The organism is Pseudomonas sp. PIC25 (genome assembly GCF_002286785.1).
Classification (GTDB): domain Bacteria; phylum Pseudomonadota; class Gammaproteobacteria; order Pseudomonadales; family Pseudomonadaceae; genus Pseudomonas_M.
On record NZ_MUJY01000183.1, the window covers coordinates 42,930 to 58,758 of the forward strand.

13 protein-coding genes, 1 pseudogene and 1 riboswitch are annotated in these 15,829 nt (G+C 65.1%); of the genes and pseudogenes, 10 read left to right on the top strand and 4 right to left on the bottom strand.

What is annotated here, in order from left to right:
- The first annotated feature begins 136 nt into the window (after positions 1-136).
- From BZL41_RS24930 to metK, 4 genes are all read left to right on the top strand, one after another.
- Positions 137-1,027: a TauD/TfdA family dioxygenase gene (locus tag BZL41_RS24930; RefSeq protein WP_095601752.1), complete on the top strand. Its 891-nt coding sequence runs from the start codon at positions 137-139 to the stop codon at positions 1,025-1,027.
- Positions 1,024-1,629 carry a LysE family translocator gene (locus tag BZL41_RS24935; protein ID WP_095601753.1) on the top strand — a complete coding sequence of 202 codons (606 nt, stop codon included), beginning with the start codon at positions 1,024-1,026 and terminating at the stop codon, positions 1,627-1,629. Before BZL41_RS24930 ends, BZL41_RS24935 begins: the two co-directional genes overlap by 4 nt.
- Before the next feature lie 74 nt (positions 1,630-1,703).
- Entirely contained in the window at positions 1,704-2,705 is a 1,002-nt protein-coding gene (locus BZL41_RS24940; RefSeq protein WP_095601754.1) for a metalloregulator ArsR/SmtB family transcription factor, read from the top strand.
- 15 nt (positions 2,706-2,720) lie between these two features.
- The gene (gene metK / locus BZL41_RS24945; protein WP_095601755.1) at positions 2,721-3,911 is read left to right on the top strand and encodes a methionine adenosyltransferase; all 1,191 of its coding nucleotides are present in this window, start codon (positions 2,721-2,723) and stop codon (positions 3,909-3,911) included.
- A gap of 59 nt (positions 3,912-3,970) precedes the next feature.
- On the opposite strand, the gene BZL41_RS24950 is transcribed toward metK, so the two are convergent.
- From BZL41_RS24950 to BZL41_RS24960, 4 genes and pseudogenes are all read right to left on the bottom strand, one after another.
- Positions 3,971-4,417: a cytochrome c gene (locus BZL41_RS24950; RefSeq protein WP_095601756.1), complete on the bottom strand. Its 447-nt coding sequence runs from the start codon at positions 4,415-4,417 to the stop codon at positions 3,971-3,973.
- Between the two features lie 73 nt (positions 4,418-4,490).
- Positions 4,491-5,354: a methyl-accepting chemotaxis protein gene (locus BZL41_RS29575; protein WP_371916569.1), complete on the bottom strand. Its 864-nt coding sequence runs from the start codon at positions 5,352-5,354 to the stop codon at positions 4,491-4,493.
- Positions 5,346-6,089, bottom strand: a pseudogene (locus BZL41_RS29580) (type IV pili methyl-accepting chemotaxis transducer N-terminal domain-containing protein); the annotation flags it as partial. The gene BZL41_RS29575 and the pseudogene BZL41_RS29580, both read right to left, overlap by 9 nt.
- Positions 6,090-6,255: 166 nt before the next feature.
- The gene (locus BZL41_RS24960; protein WP_095601758.1) at positions 6,256-6,708 is read right to left on the bottom strand and encodes a hypothetical protein; all 453 of its coding nucleotides are present in this window, start codon (positions 6,706-6,708) and stop codon (positions 6,256-6,258) included.
- Between the two features lie 272 nt (positions 6,709-6,980).
- Between BZL41_RS24960 and BZL41_RS24965 the strand changes: the two genes are divergently transcribed.
- From BZL41_RS24965 to BZL41_RS24990, 6 genes are all read left to right on the top strand, one after another.
- On the top strand, positions 6,981-8,228 hold the full coding sequence (locus BZL41_RS24965) for a sodium:proton antiporter (protein WP_095601759.1): 1,248 nt from the start codon (positions 6,981-6,983) through the stop codon (positions 8,226-8,228).
- Between the two features lie 93 nt (positions 8,229-8,321).
- Positions 8,322-8,431, top strand: a riboswitch (S-adenosyl-L-homocysteine riboswitch).
- A 22-nt stretch (positions 8,432-8,453) separates the two neighbouring features.
- The gene (gene ahcY, locus BZL41_RS24970) at positions 8,454-9,863 is read left to right on the top strand and encodes an adenosylhomocysteinase (RefSeq protein ID WP_095601760.1); all 1,410 of its coding nucleotides are present in this window, start codon (positions 8,454-8,456) and stop codon (positions 9,861-9,863) included.
- A 96-nt stretch (positions 9,864-9,959) separates the two neighbouring features.
- On the top strand, positions 9,960-10,805 hold the full coding sequence (metF, locus tag BZL41_RS24975; protein WP_095601761.1) for a methylenetetrahydrofolate reductase [NAD(P)H]: 846 nt from the start codon (positions 9,960-9,962) through the stop codon (positions 10,803-10,805).
- Positions 10,806-10,852: 47 nt separating this feature from the next.
- On the top strand, positions 10,853-13,015 hold the full coding sequence (locus BZL41_RS24980) for an outer membrane assembly lipoprotein YfiO (protein ID WP_095601762.1): 2,163 nt from the start codon (positions 10,853-10,855) through the stop codon (positions 13,013-13,015).
- Between the two features lie 3 nt (positions 13,016-13,018).
- Positions 13,019-13,756 (top strand): DUF3142 domain-containing protein, encoded by a 738-nt coding sequence (locus tag BZL41_RS24985; RefSeq protein WP_095601763.1) that lies wholly within the window; start codon positions 13,019-13,021, stop codon positions 13,754-13,756.
- Between the two features lie 250 nt (positions 13,757-14,006).
- Positions 14,007-15,815, top strand: coding sequence for a DEAD/DEAH box helicase (locus BZL41_RS24990; protein WP_168191067.1), 1,809 nt, complete (start codon positions 14,007-14,009; stop codon positions 15,813-15,815).
- The last annotated feature ends 14 nt before the right edge of the window (positions 15,816-15,829 follow it).

The window sequence follows — 15,829 nt, forward strand, 5'->3', positions numbered from 1 at the left end:
TTTCCGCTTCAACTTGCCCGCCCCGTCCATAGAATTCGCCCCCAACGATTTGGCCGAACCGTTGATACGCCGAAGGCGGCCCGCGAAATACCCCGCCCTTCACATATCCGCAACCTATCCGAACACCCGTGGAAAAATGAGCGATATAAAAGGACTGCTGGTCTCCAGCATCGCGAATGGCGGCCTGCATCAGGACCACATCTCGAAAATCATCACCTTCCGACAGTTCGGCAATGAACAGGGATATCTGCTGCTCGAAAACATGCCCATCGGCCGCATCCCACCAACACCCAGGGATCGCCGCCTCATCGGCAAGCACGACAACCAGAGCGAACGCCTGATCCTGCAGACCACCGCCCTGCTCGGCGAGCCGATCGGTTATGTGCAGGAGTCGAACGGTAACATCGTCAATAACTTCTTCCCGCATAAACAACACAGCCGGAAGAAGACCTCCGACAGTTATGACACGGAACTCGACCTGCACACCGAAAACGCCTTCCATGCCGTCCAGCCGGACTACCTGGTGTTGCTCTGCCTGCGCCAGGACCCGGGCAGCGAGGCGATCACCTACATCAGTTCGATCGAACACATCCGGCAGCACCTCACGCCGGACTGCCTCGATTTCTTCTTTACCGAGAAGTACAACTTTCTTTCCGACTATTGCCCGAACGGCAAGAACTGCCGGCTCGACATCGGCAAGAACCAGACGGTTCTCTACGGCGACCCCGCAGACCCAATGTTCCGCTTCGATCCGCAGTTCATGGTCGCCCGCAATGGCTATGCGCAATACCAGATGACCCGCCTCCGCGACATCGCCTGGCGCGAAGCGCGGCCGATCAAGCTCAGGGCCGGCGACCTGCTGATCATCGACAACCGCAAGACGGCCCATGCCAGAAGCGCCTTCAGCGCCCGTTTCGACGGCACGGACCGCTGGCTCCAGCGCACCTTCGTGGTCTGCAATCACCGCTACTACACCGAGAAGCTCGGGAGGAGCACACGGGTCTTCGACCTGGTGGCCAACCTGTGATCACCTACCTCAGCTTTGCCCTCGCCATCACCTTGCTGATCGCATCGCCTGGGCCGGTGGTGGCGCTGGTGCTTGCCGATGGCCGGAGCACCTGGCCGACCTGGACCATCCTCGGCGGCATCCTCTCGGCCCAGATTCTCCTGGCCTGCGCCCTGCTGACGCTCTACCTGGCGCTGGACGTGAACCCCCTCGTGCTCGAGTGGGGCCGTCTCCTCGGCGGGCTCTACCTCGCCTGGCTCGGGCTATGCACCCTGCGCGCTTCCGGCGACGCCGCCCAAGGCAGCGACATGGGTGGCCGCCAGTGCTTCTGGCGCACCCTCCGGGTGGGGCTGTCGAACCCCAAGGACATCCTGTTCTTCTTGGCCTTCCTGCCCAGCTTCATCCTTCCCAGCCAGCCGTTCGCCCGGCAGGCGTGCATCCTCGCGCTGATCTGGGCAGTGATCGACCTGAGCGTACTGTCCACCTACGCCACCCTGTCGCAGCGCTTGTTCCGCCTCGACACCGGCAAGGCGCTGCTGACCTGGGTGCCCGGCATATGCCTCCTGGCCCTCGGCCTGTATTCCGGCCTCCAGGGACTGCTCGCCCTCTCAGGACAGGCGTGACACCGCCAGCAATATCAAAATCTTTTGATATTGGCCTTGCTGTACGAAAAGTGACCGACTAGACTGCGCGCCCTATGAACCTGCGCGTGCCCTCACTTCGTCACGAAGCCGGCGACCAGTTGGCCGCCCTGTGCAAGGCCGGTGGCGATCCGCTACGGCTGAACGTACTGCGCGCGCTGGCCAACGATTCGTTCGGCGTACTGGAACTGGCGCAGATTTTCGCCATCGGCCAGTCCGGCATGAGCCATCACCTCAAGGTCCTGGCCCAGGCCGGACTGGTGGCGACCCGCCGCGAAGGCAATGCGGTGTTCTACCGTCGCGCCCTGCCCCATGCCGAAGCGCTGGGCGGCGCGTTGCACGCGGCATTGTTGGAAGAGGTGGACGCCCTGGCGCTGCCAGCCGACGTACAAGGCCGGATCGCTGCGGTACATGCCCAGCGGGCGACCGCCAGCCACGACTTCTTCAGCCGTATGGCGGAGAAGTTCCAGGCCCAGCAGGACCTGATCGCCGGACTGCCGCAATACCGTGATAGCGTGCTGGCGCTGCTCGATGCCCTGAGCTTCGCGCCCGGCGCCACGGGGTTGGAAGTCGGCCCTGGCGACGGCGGCTTCCTGCCCGAACTGGCCCGGCGCTTTTCCCGGGTATGGGCGCTGGACAACAGCCCGGCGATGCTGGAACTGGCGCGTCTGCGCTGTGCCGAAGCAGGTCTGGGCAATGTCGAGCTGATTCTCGCCGACGCCCTGAACGACGATGTCGCCGCGGCCGATTGCGTGGTACTGAACATGGTCCTGCACCATTTCGCCGCGCCGGCCGAAGCGTTGAAACGGCTGGCCCGCCTGGTGAAGACCGGCGGCAGCCTGCTGATCACCGAGTTGTGCAGCCACAACCAGAGTTGGGCCAGGGAGGCCTGCGGCGATCTCTGGTTGGGCTTCGAACAGGACGATCTGGCCCGTTGGGCCGATGCCGCGGGGCTCACGCCCGGCGAGAGCCTCTACATTGGCTTACGTAACGGTTTTCAGATTCAGGTGCGGCATTTCGCCAAGCCAGCCGCTGATGACCGACTCACCCACCGGTAATTTAGGAACCGATAGATGAGCGAATATTCCCTGTTTACTTCCGAGTCCGTGTCCGAAGGCCATCCGGACAAGATCGCCGATCAAATCTCCGATGCGGTGCTCGACGCCATCATCGCTCAGGACAAGCATGCCCGCGTGGCCTGCGAAACCCTGGTGAAGACCGGTGTGGCCATCGTCGCCGGCGAAGTCACCACCTCCGCCTGGGTCGACTTGGAAGAACTGGTGCGCAAGGTCATCTGCGACATCGGCTACACCAGCTCCGACGTCGGCTTCGACGGCCACACCTGCGGCATCATCAACATCATTGGCAAGCAATCCCCGGACATCAACCAGGGCGTCGACCGTGCCAAGCCGGAAGACCAGGGCGCCGGTGACCAGGGCCTGATGTTCGGCTACGCCAGCAACGAGACCGACGTGCTGATGCCGGCGCCGATCTGCTTCTCCCACCGTCTGGTCGAGCGCCAGGCCGAAGCACGCAAGTCCGGCCTGCTGCCGTGGCTGCGCCCGGACGCGAAGAGCCAGGTCACCTGCCGCTACGAGAACGGCAAGGTGGTCGGCATCGACGCCGTGGTGCTGTCCACCCAGCACAACCCGGAGGTCAAGTACGAAGACCTGCGCGAAGCGGTGATGGAGCTGATCATCAAGCACACCCTGCCGGCCGAGCTGCTGCACAAGGACACCCAGTTCCACATCAACCCGACCGGCCAGTTCATCATCGGCGGCCCGGTGGGCGACTGCGGCCTGACCGGACGCAAGATCATCGTCGACTCCTACGGCGGCATGGCTCGCCACGGTGGCGGCGCCTTCTCCGGCAAGGACCCGTCCAAGGTGGACCGCTCTGCCGCCTACGCCGGCCGCTACGTGGCGAAGAACGTCGTCGCCGCCGGCCTCGCCGAGCGCTGCGAGATTCAGGTTTCCTACGCCATCGGCGTGGCCCAGCCGACTTCCATTTCGATCAACACCTTCGGCACCGGCAAGGTCAGCGACGAGCGCATCGTCCAGCTAGTCCGCGAGCACTTCGACCTGCGGCCGTACGCGATCACCCGCATGCTCGACCTGCTCCACCCGATGTACCTGCCGACCGCGGCCTATGGTCACTTCGGCCGCGATCCGTTCGAAATGACCGTCGGTGGCGACACCTTCACCGCGTTCACCTGGGAAAAGACCGACAAGGCCGCCGATCTACGCGTCGCCGCCGGTCTGTAAGTCCTGTCGAGAGAAACGAGAAAGCCCTGCCAAGTGCGGGGCTTTTTCTTTTCCGGCTCTCAGTACGCCCGGAACTCCTGATGGCAGGCCTCACAAGCGTCCTCGACGCGCTGTACCGGCGCCGCCAGTGACTCGGGCTGGAGCGGCTTGCGGGTGGTTGCCTCGACTAGCGCCGCCGTCGAGGCTTCGAGATCGCGGGCCAGTTGCTGGAAGCGCTCCTGGCGCTGCCAGACCTCGTCCCGCGCCGAGGTATCGTCCTCTTCCTTGACCTGCGGGAAATGCTGCCACGGCTGGCGCGACAGATCGTCCAACTTCACCGCCCCCTCGTTGAAGCGCGTCTCGTCGAAGGGAATGCGGCCGCGCAGCATGCCCCCAAGGTCTTCGCTGGTCTTGAGCATCGCCTTGAACAGCGCCTGGCGCTTGCCGAGGGGCGAGTTGGGATCGACGCCACCGCAGGCGGCCAGGCCCGCGCAGAGCACCACTATCGACAGGGACTTCAACTTCATGACGACCAATCGCTTGCATGGAGGAGCCGGGGATTATCCCCGTGCGTCCTGCCAGAGGCCAGCCCCGCTGCGTTCAGGTCCGGAAACGCTCGAGGAAGCCATGCAGTTGCTGCAAGCCGCCATCGATGACCGACACCGAGGTGCTCACCGTCTGCGCGTCGCCGCGGGTCCGGTTGGCCAGATCGGCAATCCGCCCGATGCGCTGGTCGATGTCCACCGCCACCTGGCTCTGCTCCTCGGTGGCGCTGGCAATCTGCAGATTGAGGGCGTTGATGGCATCCACCGCTTCGACGATGCCGTCCAGCGCCTGGGTCGCCTGCTGGATGTGCCCGAGGTTATCGCGGGCCTGGGCAGCACTGTCGCGCATGCTCGAACCGGCGCCATGGACACCCTCCTGCAAGCGCTGGACGATGGCGCGGATTTCTTCGGTTGAAGCCTGGGTCCGGCTGGCCAGGGTGCGGACCTCATCGGCAACCACGGCGAACCCGCGCCCGGCCTCGCCAGCCCGAGCCGCCTCGATGGCCGCATTGAGCGCCAGTAGGTTGGTCTGCTCGGCGATGCTGGTGATCACCGCCAGCACCTTGCCCACCTGCTCGCTGTCCTTCTCCAGCGCGCTGGCCTGTTCGGCGCTGCCATCCAGTTGCGCACTCAGCGCGGCGAGCTGGCCGGCACTGACCTGTACCGCCCTGCGCCCGTCCTGCACCAGGCGCTCGGCCCGCTGGCTGTTCTCCGCGGCCTGGGCCGCGTTGCGCGCCACGTCCACCACGGTCGCACTCATTTCATTCATGGCCGTGGCGACCTGCTCCAGCTCCTCCTGCTGGCGACTGACCCCGCCACCGGCCGCTTCCACGGCCAAGAGCACGTCGTCCAGGTGGCGCTGGGTGTTGCCGCAGGTATCCTTGATCCGCCCGAGCAGTTCGCGCACCTGTTCCAGCATGCGGTTGTAGCCATTGGAGATATGGGCGATCTCATTGTCCCGGTAGCGGCTGTCCAGGCGATTGAGGAAATCCCCGGAACCGACCCGCACCAGCGCGTGCTCGATCGCGCGCAACTGGCTCATCAGCGGGCTCAGGCCGAACTGGCGGCCAAACACCACCAGGGTCAGGATGCCCAGCACACAGACGAAGGCGATCCACATCTGGGTGCGCTGGGTCCGCTCGGCCAGCTCGGTCATCATGCCAACGGCGCCATTCATGTCCTTGAGCAACGCCACCGACGCCGCCTGGACCTCATCCAGCGACGCCTCGCCGGTCCGGTCGGCCAGTTGCTCAAGCAGTGGGCGCAAGGTCTGCCAGCGCTCTCCGACACGCGCCAGTTGCGCCTGCACCGTCACATCGGGAAACGCGCTGATGTTGCGTGCCGGGTTGCCGTTCGTCAGGTCCCGGTGCGCCTGTTCGAATTGTTCGAGGGTACCCTGGAATACCACCCGCTCGCCGACGCCCTGGCTCAGCAACAGCGCTTCCTTGGTCATCTTCTGGCTGAGCATGCGCTGCGCGCCTGCCACATTGAGGGTGTCCGGCGACACCGACATGCTCAGGTACAAGGCCACTGAGGCGCTGGCGGCCAGCACGAACATCAAGACATAGGAAAACAGGAACTGGTGGTTCAGCGTTCTCAGGCCGATACCGGCGAGCAACCGATCCAACACGTGGGTAACACTGTGCGACGACATCTCGGCGTCCTCCCTGGAGCGATACGAAAGAGGCGCCGAGCATGAAAGAGCCGAGGAGCGGATATCTTGATCTACCGCAGGTTCGCACCCTGTCCGACAATCGGGCAGACAAGCGGTACCGGCTCGATCGGATCAACCCGAGCCCGGCCGGTCCAGCACCACCGCCTCAGTGCGCCTCGCCTTCCGTCCAGCGGCCACCGCCGCTTTCGCAGTCGACTTTCGCCTGTCCCTTGTCCAGCGCCTGGTAATGGTAGGTGACGATCTTCGCTTCGTCCGGCACGTTCGGCGGCGTCCCCGCCTCCTGGCCGTAGCGGCCGGAGGACATTTCGTTGGCCAGGGTCTCCTGGGTCAGGGGCGCGACGCACTTGCCGAAGTAACCGGAGGGGCAGGTCTGGCGCTTTTCCTTGCGCATGCCGGCGACGTCTCCGGTCTTGTTGTTGCAGGACCAGTCCAGCGACCCTTGCGGCATACCCTCATGCTCGAAGCAATATTCGTTGCCACCGTTGCTCGGCGGGGTCTTGGCCTCGGCCTGGGCGGACACGTGGCAGGATTCGGCCAGCGCCGGCAAACACGCGGAAGCTACGAAGGCCAGGACGGTGGCGCGTAGAAGAGCATTCATGGCGAACCTCCAGCGAAAGCGGAATGGGAACCCTCGCGGTCCCTTGAATTGTGACGGCCTACCGACGGCAGAGTTCGTCCCCTCGGCGGTGATGAAGTCGACAACCTGGGCAAAGCGCCAGCAGTCCGACGATAGCCTCAGGTTAGAATCCGTCGCTCTCCGGCGGCCCCGCCGGACCAATGGAAACCTGACCGAACAGCCGCCGCCGGCCGGGGTCACTCCCCTATATCGCGCCCCAGGCGTCCATCGACCTCAGCCAAGGGATTGATCGCATGCTCGAAATCGCCGCCGTCTTCATCAGCCTCACCGCCGCGCTGGCCTACCTGAACCACCGCTTCGTCGGTTTCCCGCCGACCATCGGCGTCATGGCCATCGCCCTGGGCTTCTCGCTCCTGCTCCAGGGGTTGAGCGCGCTAGGCCACTCGGCGCTGGAGGACAGCATCGAGACGATGATGAACCGCATCGACTTCAACGACCTGCTGATGAACGGCATGCTTTCCTTGCTGCTGTTCGCTGGCGCCCTGCACATCAACCTTTCCGACCTGCGCGAGCGGCGCTGGGCTATTGGCTCGCTGGCAACCCTGGGCGTGCTGGTGTCCACCGCCCTGATCGGCGCCTGCGCCTACGGCGTCTTCCAGCTCTTCGGCTTCCAGGTCTCCTGGATCTACTGTCTGCTGTTCGGTGCGCTGATCTCGCCCACCGACCCCATCGCCGTACTCGGCATCATGCGTTCGGCGGGCGCACCCAAGCCGCTGGAGATCACCATCGTCGGCGAATCGCTGTTCAACGACGGTGTCGCCGTGGTGGTGTTCACCGTGCTGCTGGGCATCCTCGCCGCCGGCGAGATTCCCAGCGCCGGGGAGATCGGCTGGCTATTCATCGAAGAAGCCATCGGCGGCATGCTGTTCGGCGCCCTGCTCGGCTGGATCGTCTATCGCATGCTGAAAAGCATCGACCAGTACCAGGTGGAAGTCCTGCTGACCCTCGCCCTGGTCATTGGCGGCTATACCCTGGCGACCTACCTGCACCTGTCGGGCCCCATCGCCATGGTGGTGGCCGGCCTGATCATCGGCAATCAGGGCCGGCTCCACGCCATGTCCGACAAGACGCGGGAAAACGTCGACAATTTCTGGGAGCTGATCGACGAAATCCTCAACGCGGTGCTGTTCGTGCTGATCGGCATGGAGCTGCTGCTGTTGCCCTTCACCTGGCTCTACCTGGCGATCGGCGCAACCCTGATGCTATCGATCCTGATCATCCGTCTGCTGACCATCGGCTTGCCCTTTTCGCTGATCCGCCTGCGCGGCGACGTACCGCGCGGAACCATCCGCCTGCTCACCTGGGGAGGATTGCGCGGCGGCATCTCGGTGGCCCTCGCCCTGGCCCTGCCGGCCGGCGAGGAGCGCAACCTGCTGCTGAACATCACCTACATCATCGTGCTCTTCTCGATCCTGGTGCAGGGCCTGAGCATCGGCCGGCTGGTGCGCAACCTCTGCGGCAGCGAACCGCGCACACACTGACGCGCAGCTCGTCCGCAACGCTTGGGGATAGCCACGCGCCCGGCTATAATCGCCGGGCTTCACACGGCCGACTCCGCTCGGCCGTCCCGCCACCCATCCGAGGGGCGCTGCAGCAGAGACCCGGAGCCACCGCATCGCGCGTGCCTTCGTCCTGTCAGGCTCGGTTGGGGCGTTGCCAAACGCATCAACGGCGCCCATTCGCACATCACGAATGGAGACTCTTTCATGAGCGCTGTACTGACGCCTGCCGGTTTCACCGACTACAAGGTCGCCGACATTTCCCTGGCTCCCTGGGGCCGCCGCGAAATCATCATCGCCGAATCGGAAATGCCTGCCCTGATGGGCCTGCGCCGCAAATACGCCGCCGAACAACCGCTCAAGGGCGCGAAAATCCTCGGCTGCATCCACATGACCATCCAGACCGCCGTGCTGATCGAAACCCTGGTCGCCCTGGGCGCCGAGGTGCGCTGGTCGTCCTGCAACATCTTCTCGACCCAGGACCAGGCCGCCGCCGCCATCGCCGCCGCCGGCATTCCGGTGTTCGCCTGGAAAGGCGAGACCGAGCAGGAATACGAGTGGTGCATCGAGCAGACCATCCTCAAGGACGACCAGCCCTGGGACGCCAACATGGTGCTTGACGACGGCGGCGACCTGACCGCGATCCTGCACCAGAAGTACCCGCAGATGCTCGACCGCATCCACGGCATCACCGAGGAAACCACCACCGGCGTGCACCGTCTGCTCGACATGCTCAAGGCCGGCACCCTGAAAGTCCCGGCGATCAACGTCAACGACTCGGTGACCAAGAGCAAGAACGACAACAAGTATGGCTGCCGCCACAGCCTCAACGACGCCATCAAGCGCGCCACCGACCACCTGCTGTCCGGCAAGCAGGCGCTGGTCATCGGCTACGGCGACGTGGGCAAGGGCTCGGCACAGTCGCTGCGCCAGGAAGGCATGATCGTCAAAGTCTCCGAAGTCGACCCGATCTGCGCCATGCAGGCTTGCATGGACGGCTTCGAAGTCGTCTCGCCGTACAAGAACGGCCTCAACGACGGCACCGAAGCCAGCATCGACCGCGACCTGCTGGGCAAGATCGATCTGATCGTCACCACCACCGGCAACGTCAACGTCTGCGACGCCAATATGCTCAAGGCGCTGAAGAAGCGCGCCGTGGTCTGCAACATCGGTCATTTCGACAACGAGATCGACACCGCCTTCATGCGCAAGGCCTGGGCCTGGGAAGAAGTGAAGCCGCAGGTGCACAAGGTCCATCGCACCGGCGCGGACGGCTTCGATCCGCACAACGACGACTACCTGATCCTGCTCGCCGAAGGCCGCCTGGTGAACCTGGGCAACGCCACCGGCCACCCGAGCCGGATCATGGACGGTTCCTTTGCCAACCAGGTACTGGCGCAAATCCACCTGTACGGCGCGAAGTTCGCCGACCTGCCGGCCAGCGGCAAGCCGGCGCAGATCCGTGTGGAAGTGCTGCCGAAAAAGCTCGACGAAGAAGTCGCCCTGGAAATGGTGAAAGGCTTCGGCGGCGTGGTCACTCGCCTGACCGCCCAGCAGGCCGAGTACATAGGCGTGACCCAGGAAGGCCCGTTCAAGCCGGATAGCTACCGTTACTAACCACAGCCCCAAGCTACGGGCCGCAAGCTGCAAGAGGGAGCGAATCCACTTGCCGCTTGAGACTTGAAGCTTGCCGCTGAGAAGGGAACCTTCTCCATGTCGCAAGAACGCCGTTACAGCTTCGAGTTCTTCCCTGCCAAGACCGAAGCCGGACACGAAAAACTGCTGGCCACCGCGCGCCTGCTGGCTGGCTATAACCCCGATTTCTTTTCCTGCACCTATGGGGCTGGCGGCTCGACCCGCGACCGTACCCTGAACACCGTGCTGCAGCTGGACAGCGAAGTGAAGGTGCCTACCGCGCCGCACCTGTCCTGCGTCGGCGACTCCAAGGCCGAGCTGCGCGAGCTGCTGGCGCGCTACAAGGATGCCGGGATCAAGCGCATCGTCGCCTTGCGCGGCGACCTGCCGTCCGGCATGGGCATGGCCAGCGGCGAGCTGCGCTATGCCAACGAACTGGTCGAGTTCATCCGCGCCGAAACCGGCGAACACTTCCACATTGAAGTGGCCGCCTACCCGGAAGTCCATCCGCAGGCGCGCAATTTCGAATCCGACCTGGCCAACTTCGTGCGCAAAGCCAAGGCCGGCGCCAGCAGCGCCATCACCCAGTACTTCTTCAACGCCGACAGCTATTTCTACTTCGTCGAGCGCGTGGGCAAGATGGGCGTGGACATCCCGGTGGTGCCCGGCATCATGCCGATCACCAACTACAGCAAGCTGGCGCGTTTCTCCGATGCCTGCGGTGCGGAAATCCCGCGCTGGGTACGCAAGCAATTGGAAGCCTACGGCGATGACATCGACAGCATCCAGGCGTTCGGCGAGCAGGTGATCACCGAGATGTGCGAACGGTTGCTGCAAGGTGGCGCGCCGGGTCTGCACTTCTACACTTTGAACCAGGCCGAACCCAGCCTCGCCATCTGGAACAACCTCAAACTGCCCCGCTGACGGACGCAGCGGCCGCGAGCGCGGCCGCTGCCACTCAAGGACGAGCCATGAAACAGCACCGCCTTTCCCTCATCGCCCTGCTTTTCGGCGGATTCGCCGCTCCCTTCGCCCAGGCCAGCAGCGATGACGGCTGTTACCCGGAATGGTCGCTCATCCACCACCAACTGGATGCCTGCAGCAACCTGCCCTTCCTCAGCCCGGGCAACGACAGCCAGGTGAACCTGCGCTTGCTGCTGACCGATGCCGGCCAGGCCTCGCTGCCGGAATACCCGGTTTCGGAGTACGACCGCACGCTCGGCTACGGCCCGGTGCCCTTCAACCTGGCCATGCTCCACGAGCCCAGCACGCCCGTCGAAGCGGCAGCCTCCACGTCCACCGCCCCCGAGCCGGCAGACGATCTGCTGCAACGCATCGGCGGCGACGTCGCCAGCCTGAGCCTGGGCGACGAGGACAGTTATGCCGAGGGTGAAGGTGGACGTGGACGCAGTAACAACCGCGACACCGCCCGGCTATTCCTGACCCGGCTGCTCGAAGCCGACCTGCCCGACGCCGAGCGCCAGGAGCTGGCCCGCGTCCGTCTGCGCATGCTCCAGTTGCATCTGGAAGAGGGCTCGGAGGACGCACTCACCCCGACGGGTATCGAGACGCCGCTCGGCCAGCAGTTCGCCCGCTACCTTACCGGCGCCACGGCTTTCTATACCGGTGACTTCGACACGGCCCGGCAGGACTTCGAGGCGCTTGTCGACAGCGAGGACGACTGGCTGCGCGAAACCGCCCGCTACATGACCGGGCGCACCCAATTGAACGCCGCCCAGCGCAACGCCTTCGACGAGTGGGGCTACCCGCAGATGGAGAACGTCGACCACGATGCTCTGCAGACCGCGCGAACCGCCTTCGAGGCGTATCTCGCCGCCTACCCGGAGGGCCGCTACGCCCTTTCCGCGAACGGCCTGCGCCGCCGGCTCTACTGGCTGATGCAGGACCCACGCAAGCTGGCCGACGAATACGCCCGGCTGTTCGCCGAAGCGAATGCGCAACAGAACCCGGATCAGCAGGTGGCCCTGCTGCAGGAAGTGGATAACAAACTGCTCACCGTCACCACTCCCGATGCGGTCGACAGCCCCCTGCTGCTGGCCACGCTCGACCTGATGAAATTGCGTACCGACGCGCCTGGTGCCCTCGGCCTGGAGGCCCTCCAGGCCCAGCGCGGGTCGTTCCAACAACATCCGGCGCTGCATGCCTATCTGCTGAGCGCCTACCACTTCTTCGTCGAAGGCTCCCCGGAGAAAACCCTGGAAAGCCTGCCCAGCACACTCCCGACGACGCCGCTGGACTACCTGACCTTCAGTCAGCAGACCCTGCGTGGCCTGGCCCTGGAGGCCAAAGGCGACCGGCAGCAGGCGGCCAAGCTTTGGCTGGACCTGCTGCCCCTGGCCCAGCGCCCCTTGCAGCGCGCCCAACTGGAACTGGCCCTGGCCATGAACTACGAGCGCAGCGGCCAACTGGACGCGGTGTTCGCCGACGGCTCGCCCATCCGTACTCCCCGTGTCCGGGAAATCCTGTTGCGCCATGTCGCCGGCCCTGACCTGCTGCGCAAGCAGGCCCAGGCGGGCGGAGTTCCGAATGAAGAACGGGAAACGGCGCTGTTCGCCCTGCTCTACAAGGACTTGCTCCGCGGCCATTACGGCGATTTCTCCACCGACCTGGCACTGCTGCCGAAGACAACGTCGGAGCAGCCCGCCGCCAACGTCGACAGCCTGCGCAACCTGGCACTGTTCCGCTGGGCTGGCGGCGATACCTCGGGCTATCAGTGTCCGCCCCTCGCAGAGACAGCCCAGGCGCTACAGGCGAACGCACAGGACCCGAAAGGCTTGAACTGCCTGGGCGAATTCATCCTGCGCAATGGCCTGGACGGCTTTGCGCTGGACCGCCAGCCCGACGAACAGGTCCTCGGCGGCAGTGAGCCGCTGTTCCCCGGCCCGGTCTATTCGCGGCTGGACGGTTATCTGCAGGTGGTTGCCGATGCCAAGGCTTCCACCGAGGACAAGGCCTATGCGCTGTACCGGGCGATCAACTGCTACGCGCCGAGCGGCTACAACGGCTGCGGCCCGCAGGACATTCCACAGAGCCAGCGCAAGCAGTGGTTCCAGACCCTGAAGAACCGCTATGCCCAAACCACCTGGGCACAGACGCTGAAGTACTACTGGTAGCGCATGGGGCGGCTCGCGCGAACCCTGGCCGCCCGTATTCTGCTGGCTTTCCTGGCCGCTCCGTGGCCTTCCGGCCCGGCGAACGCTGCCGTGGAGGCCAGCGACTACGATGCCTTCTGGCTGTGGGGCGGCGTCCGCCCTCAGCCCGTCCTGGGCCAGGCCAGGACCCTGTACATCCTGCAAGGCCAGATCAGCGCCACACGCCGCAGTGCACGCCCCGAAGTTCGCTTCGCCGCTCAGGGCGTGGCCATTCCCAAGCCGGGCCGCAGCGAGGTCTGGCTGGCCTATCGCGCGCACACCCTGCGCTGGCCGGCGCACGTCCACGACACCCTGCTCGCGCAATTGCGCCGCTGGCAGCGCGCCGGACACCGGGTGGTCGGTGTACAGATCGACTTCGACGCCCGCACGCTGCACCTCCATGAATATGTGGATTTCCTCCGCGACCTGCGCCGCCGCCTGCCGGACGAATACCGCCTGAGCATCACCGGGCTGCTGGACTGGAGCAGCAATGCCGACCCGGCAGCCATCGGCCAGTTGAAGGGCATCGTCGACGAGGTGGTGGTCCAGACGTACCAGGGCCTTTCGACCATTACCGACTATCAGGCCTACCTGCCGCGGGTCAGCCGTTTGGGCCTGCCGTTCAAGATCGGGCTGGTGCAGCAGGGCGAGTGGCGGGCGCCGGACTACCTCACCCGCTCGCCCTGGTTCCGTGGCTACGTGGTGTTCCTGCGCAACCCGTGAAGCAGATACCGGAAGAACGGCAAGGCGAGTGTTCGGCCGATCACACCCCGGCGCACCGCGACAACCGTTCAGCAAGAGGAACGCAGCATCGCCCGCAGGCTCTGTTATACTCGGCGCTTCCCGCCAGGCTTACGCCCGGATGCGCGGCCCGAGTGGCCCCGCAGGACCGGACGGGATCGCACGCCAGTTGCGATTCAAGCCAGGCAGATCACCCCATCGGGCATCGCCCTAGAACTGAACAGGATTTCTCATGTCCTTTGCTTCCCTCGGTCTCTCCGAGGCTTTAGTCCGTGCCATCGAGGCAGCCGGCTACAAAGAGCCCACCCCAGTGCAACAGCGGGCCATTCCCGCCGTGTTGCAAGGCCGCGACCTGATGGTGGCCGCCCAGACGGGTACGGGCAAAACCGCAGGCTTCGCTCTGCCCATCCTCGAACGCCTGTTCCCCGGCGGCCATCCCGACCGCGAACACCGCCACGGCCCGCGCCAGCCGCGCGTGCTGGTCCTGACGCCGACCCGCGAACTGGCGGCCCAGGTACATGACAGCTTCAAGATTTACGCCCGCGACCTGAAATTCGTCAGCGCCTGCATCTTCGGCGGCGTCGGCATGAACCCGCAGGTCCAGGCGCTGGCCAAGGGCGTCGACGTCCTGGTGGCCTGCCCCGGTCGTCTGCTCGACCTGGTCGGCCAGGGCAGCGTCGATCTGTCCCACGTGGAAATTCTGGTGCTCGACGAAGCCGACCGCATGCTCGACATGGGCTTCATCCACGATGTGAAGAAGGTCCTCGCCAAGCTGCCGTCCAAGCGCCAGAACCTGCTGTTCTCGGCGACCTTCTCGAAAGACATCACCGACCTCGCCAGCAAGCTCCTGCACAACCCCGAGCGCATCGAAGTCACCCCGCCGAACACCACGGTGGAGCGCATCGAGCAGCGCGTGTTCCGCGTGGCCGCCAGCCACAAACGTGCCCTGCTGGCCCATCTGATCACCCAGGGCGCCTGGGAACAGGTCCTGGTGTTCACCCGCACCAAGCATGGTGCCAACCGCCTGGCCGAGTACCTCGACAAGCATGGCCTGCCGGCGCTGGCGATCCATGGCAACAAGAGCCAGAACGCCCGCACCAAGGCCCTGGCCGACTTCAAGGCCAACCAGGTGCGCATTCTGGTGGCCACCGATATTGCCGCCCGTGGTCTGGACATCGACCAGTTGCCCCATGTGGTCAACTTCGAGCTGCCCAACGTCGAGGAAGACTATGTGCACCGCATCGGCCGTACCGGCCGAGCCGGCCGCAGCGGCGAAGCCATCTCGCTGGTGGCTCCGGATGAAGAGAAGCTGCTGAAGAGCATCGAACGGATGACTAAGCAGAAGATTCCGGACGGCGACACCATGGGCTTCGATCCGGCCTCCGTCGAGGCCGAGCGCCCGGAAACCCGCGAGCGCCAGGAGCCGCGCCCGCCGCGCAACCAACAGCCGGCCGGCGAGCGCAAGGCCGGGAGCGGTCGCAAGGACAAGGGCAAGGAACGCAACAAGGCCAAGCCGAAGGGCCCGCGCCAGGATCAGCAGCAGCCCGCCAAGGCCACGCGTGCGCCCATCCCCGCGCTACCTCCGGACCGCGATCCCGAAGAATTCCTCGACGACGAAGTCGACAACTTCGGCAACCGGGTCGATTACGTCAGCCCGTACCAGAAGCAGCAAGGCCGCGGCCGCCGTGGTGCTGGCCAGGGCCAGCCGCAGGGTGGCAGCCAGGGTCGTAGCCAGGGCCCTCGTGGACAATCGCAAGGGCCGGCTCAGGGCCGTAGCAACAATGGCCAGGGGCAAGGCCAGGCCAAGGCCGGCCAAGGCCGTCGCAAGGGCCGGGGTGGCCAGGTCCGTCGCGAAGACAGCCTGCGCAGCGAATCGCCGTTGCGCGAACCGTCCGAGGCTCGGCCGCAGCGCGAGACCCAGCCGCGCATCCTGCACAAGTCCCGAGGTGAGCGCCTGCCTACGCTGGAGCAGTTGGAGCAGTTGCCGAGCCGTCCACGCGGTGAAAAACCGGCCCTGCTGACCCGTAACCGGGATAGCTGATACCGCTGGGCCTA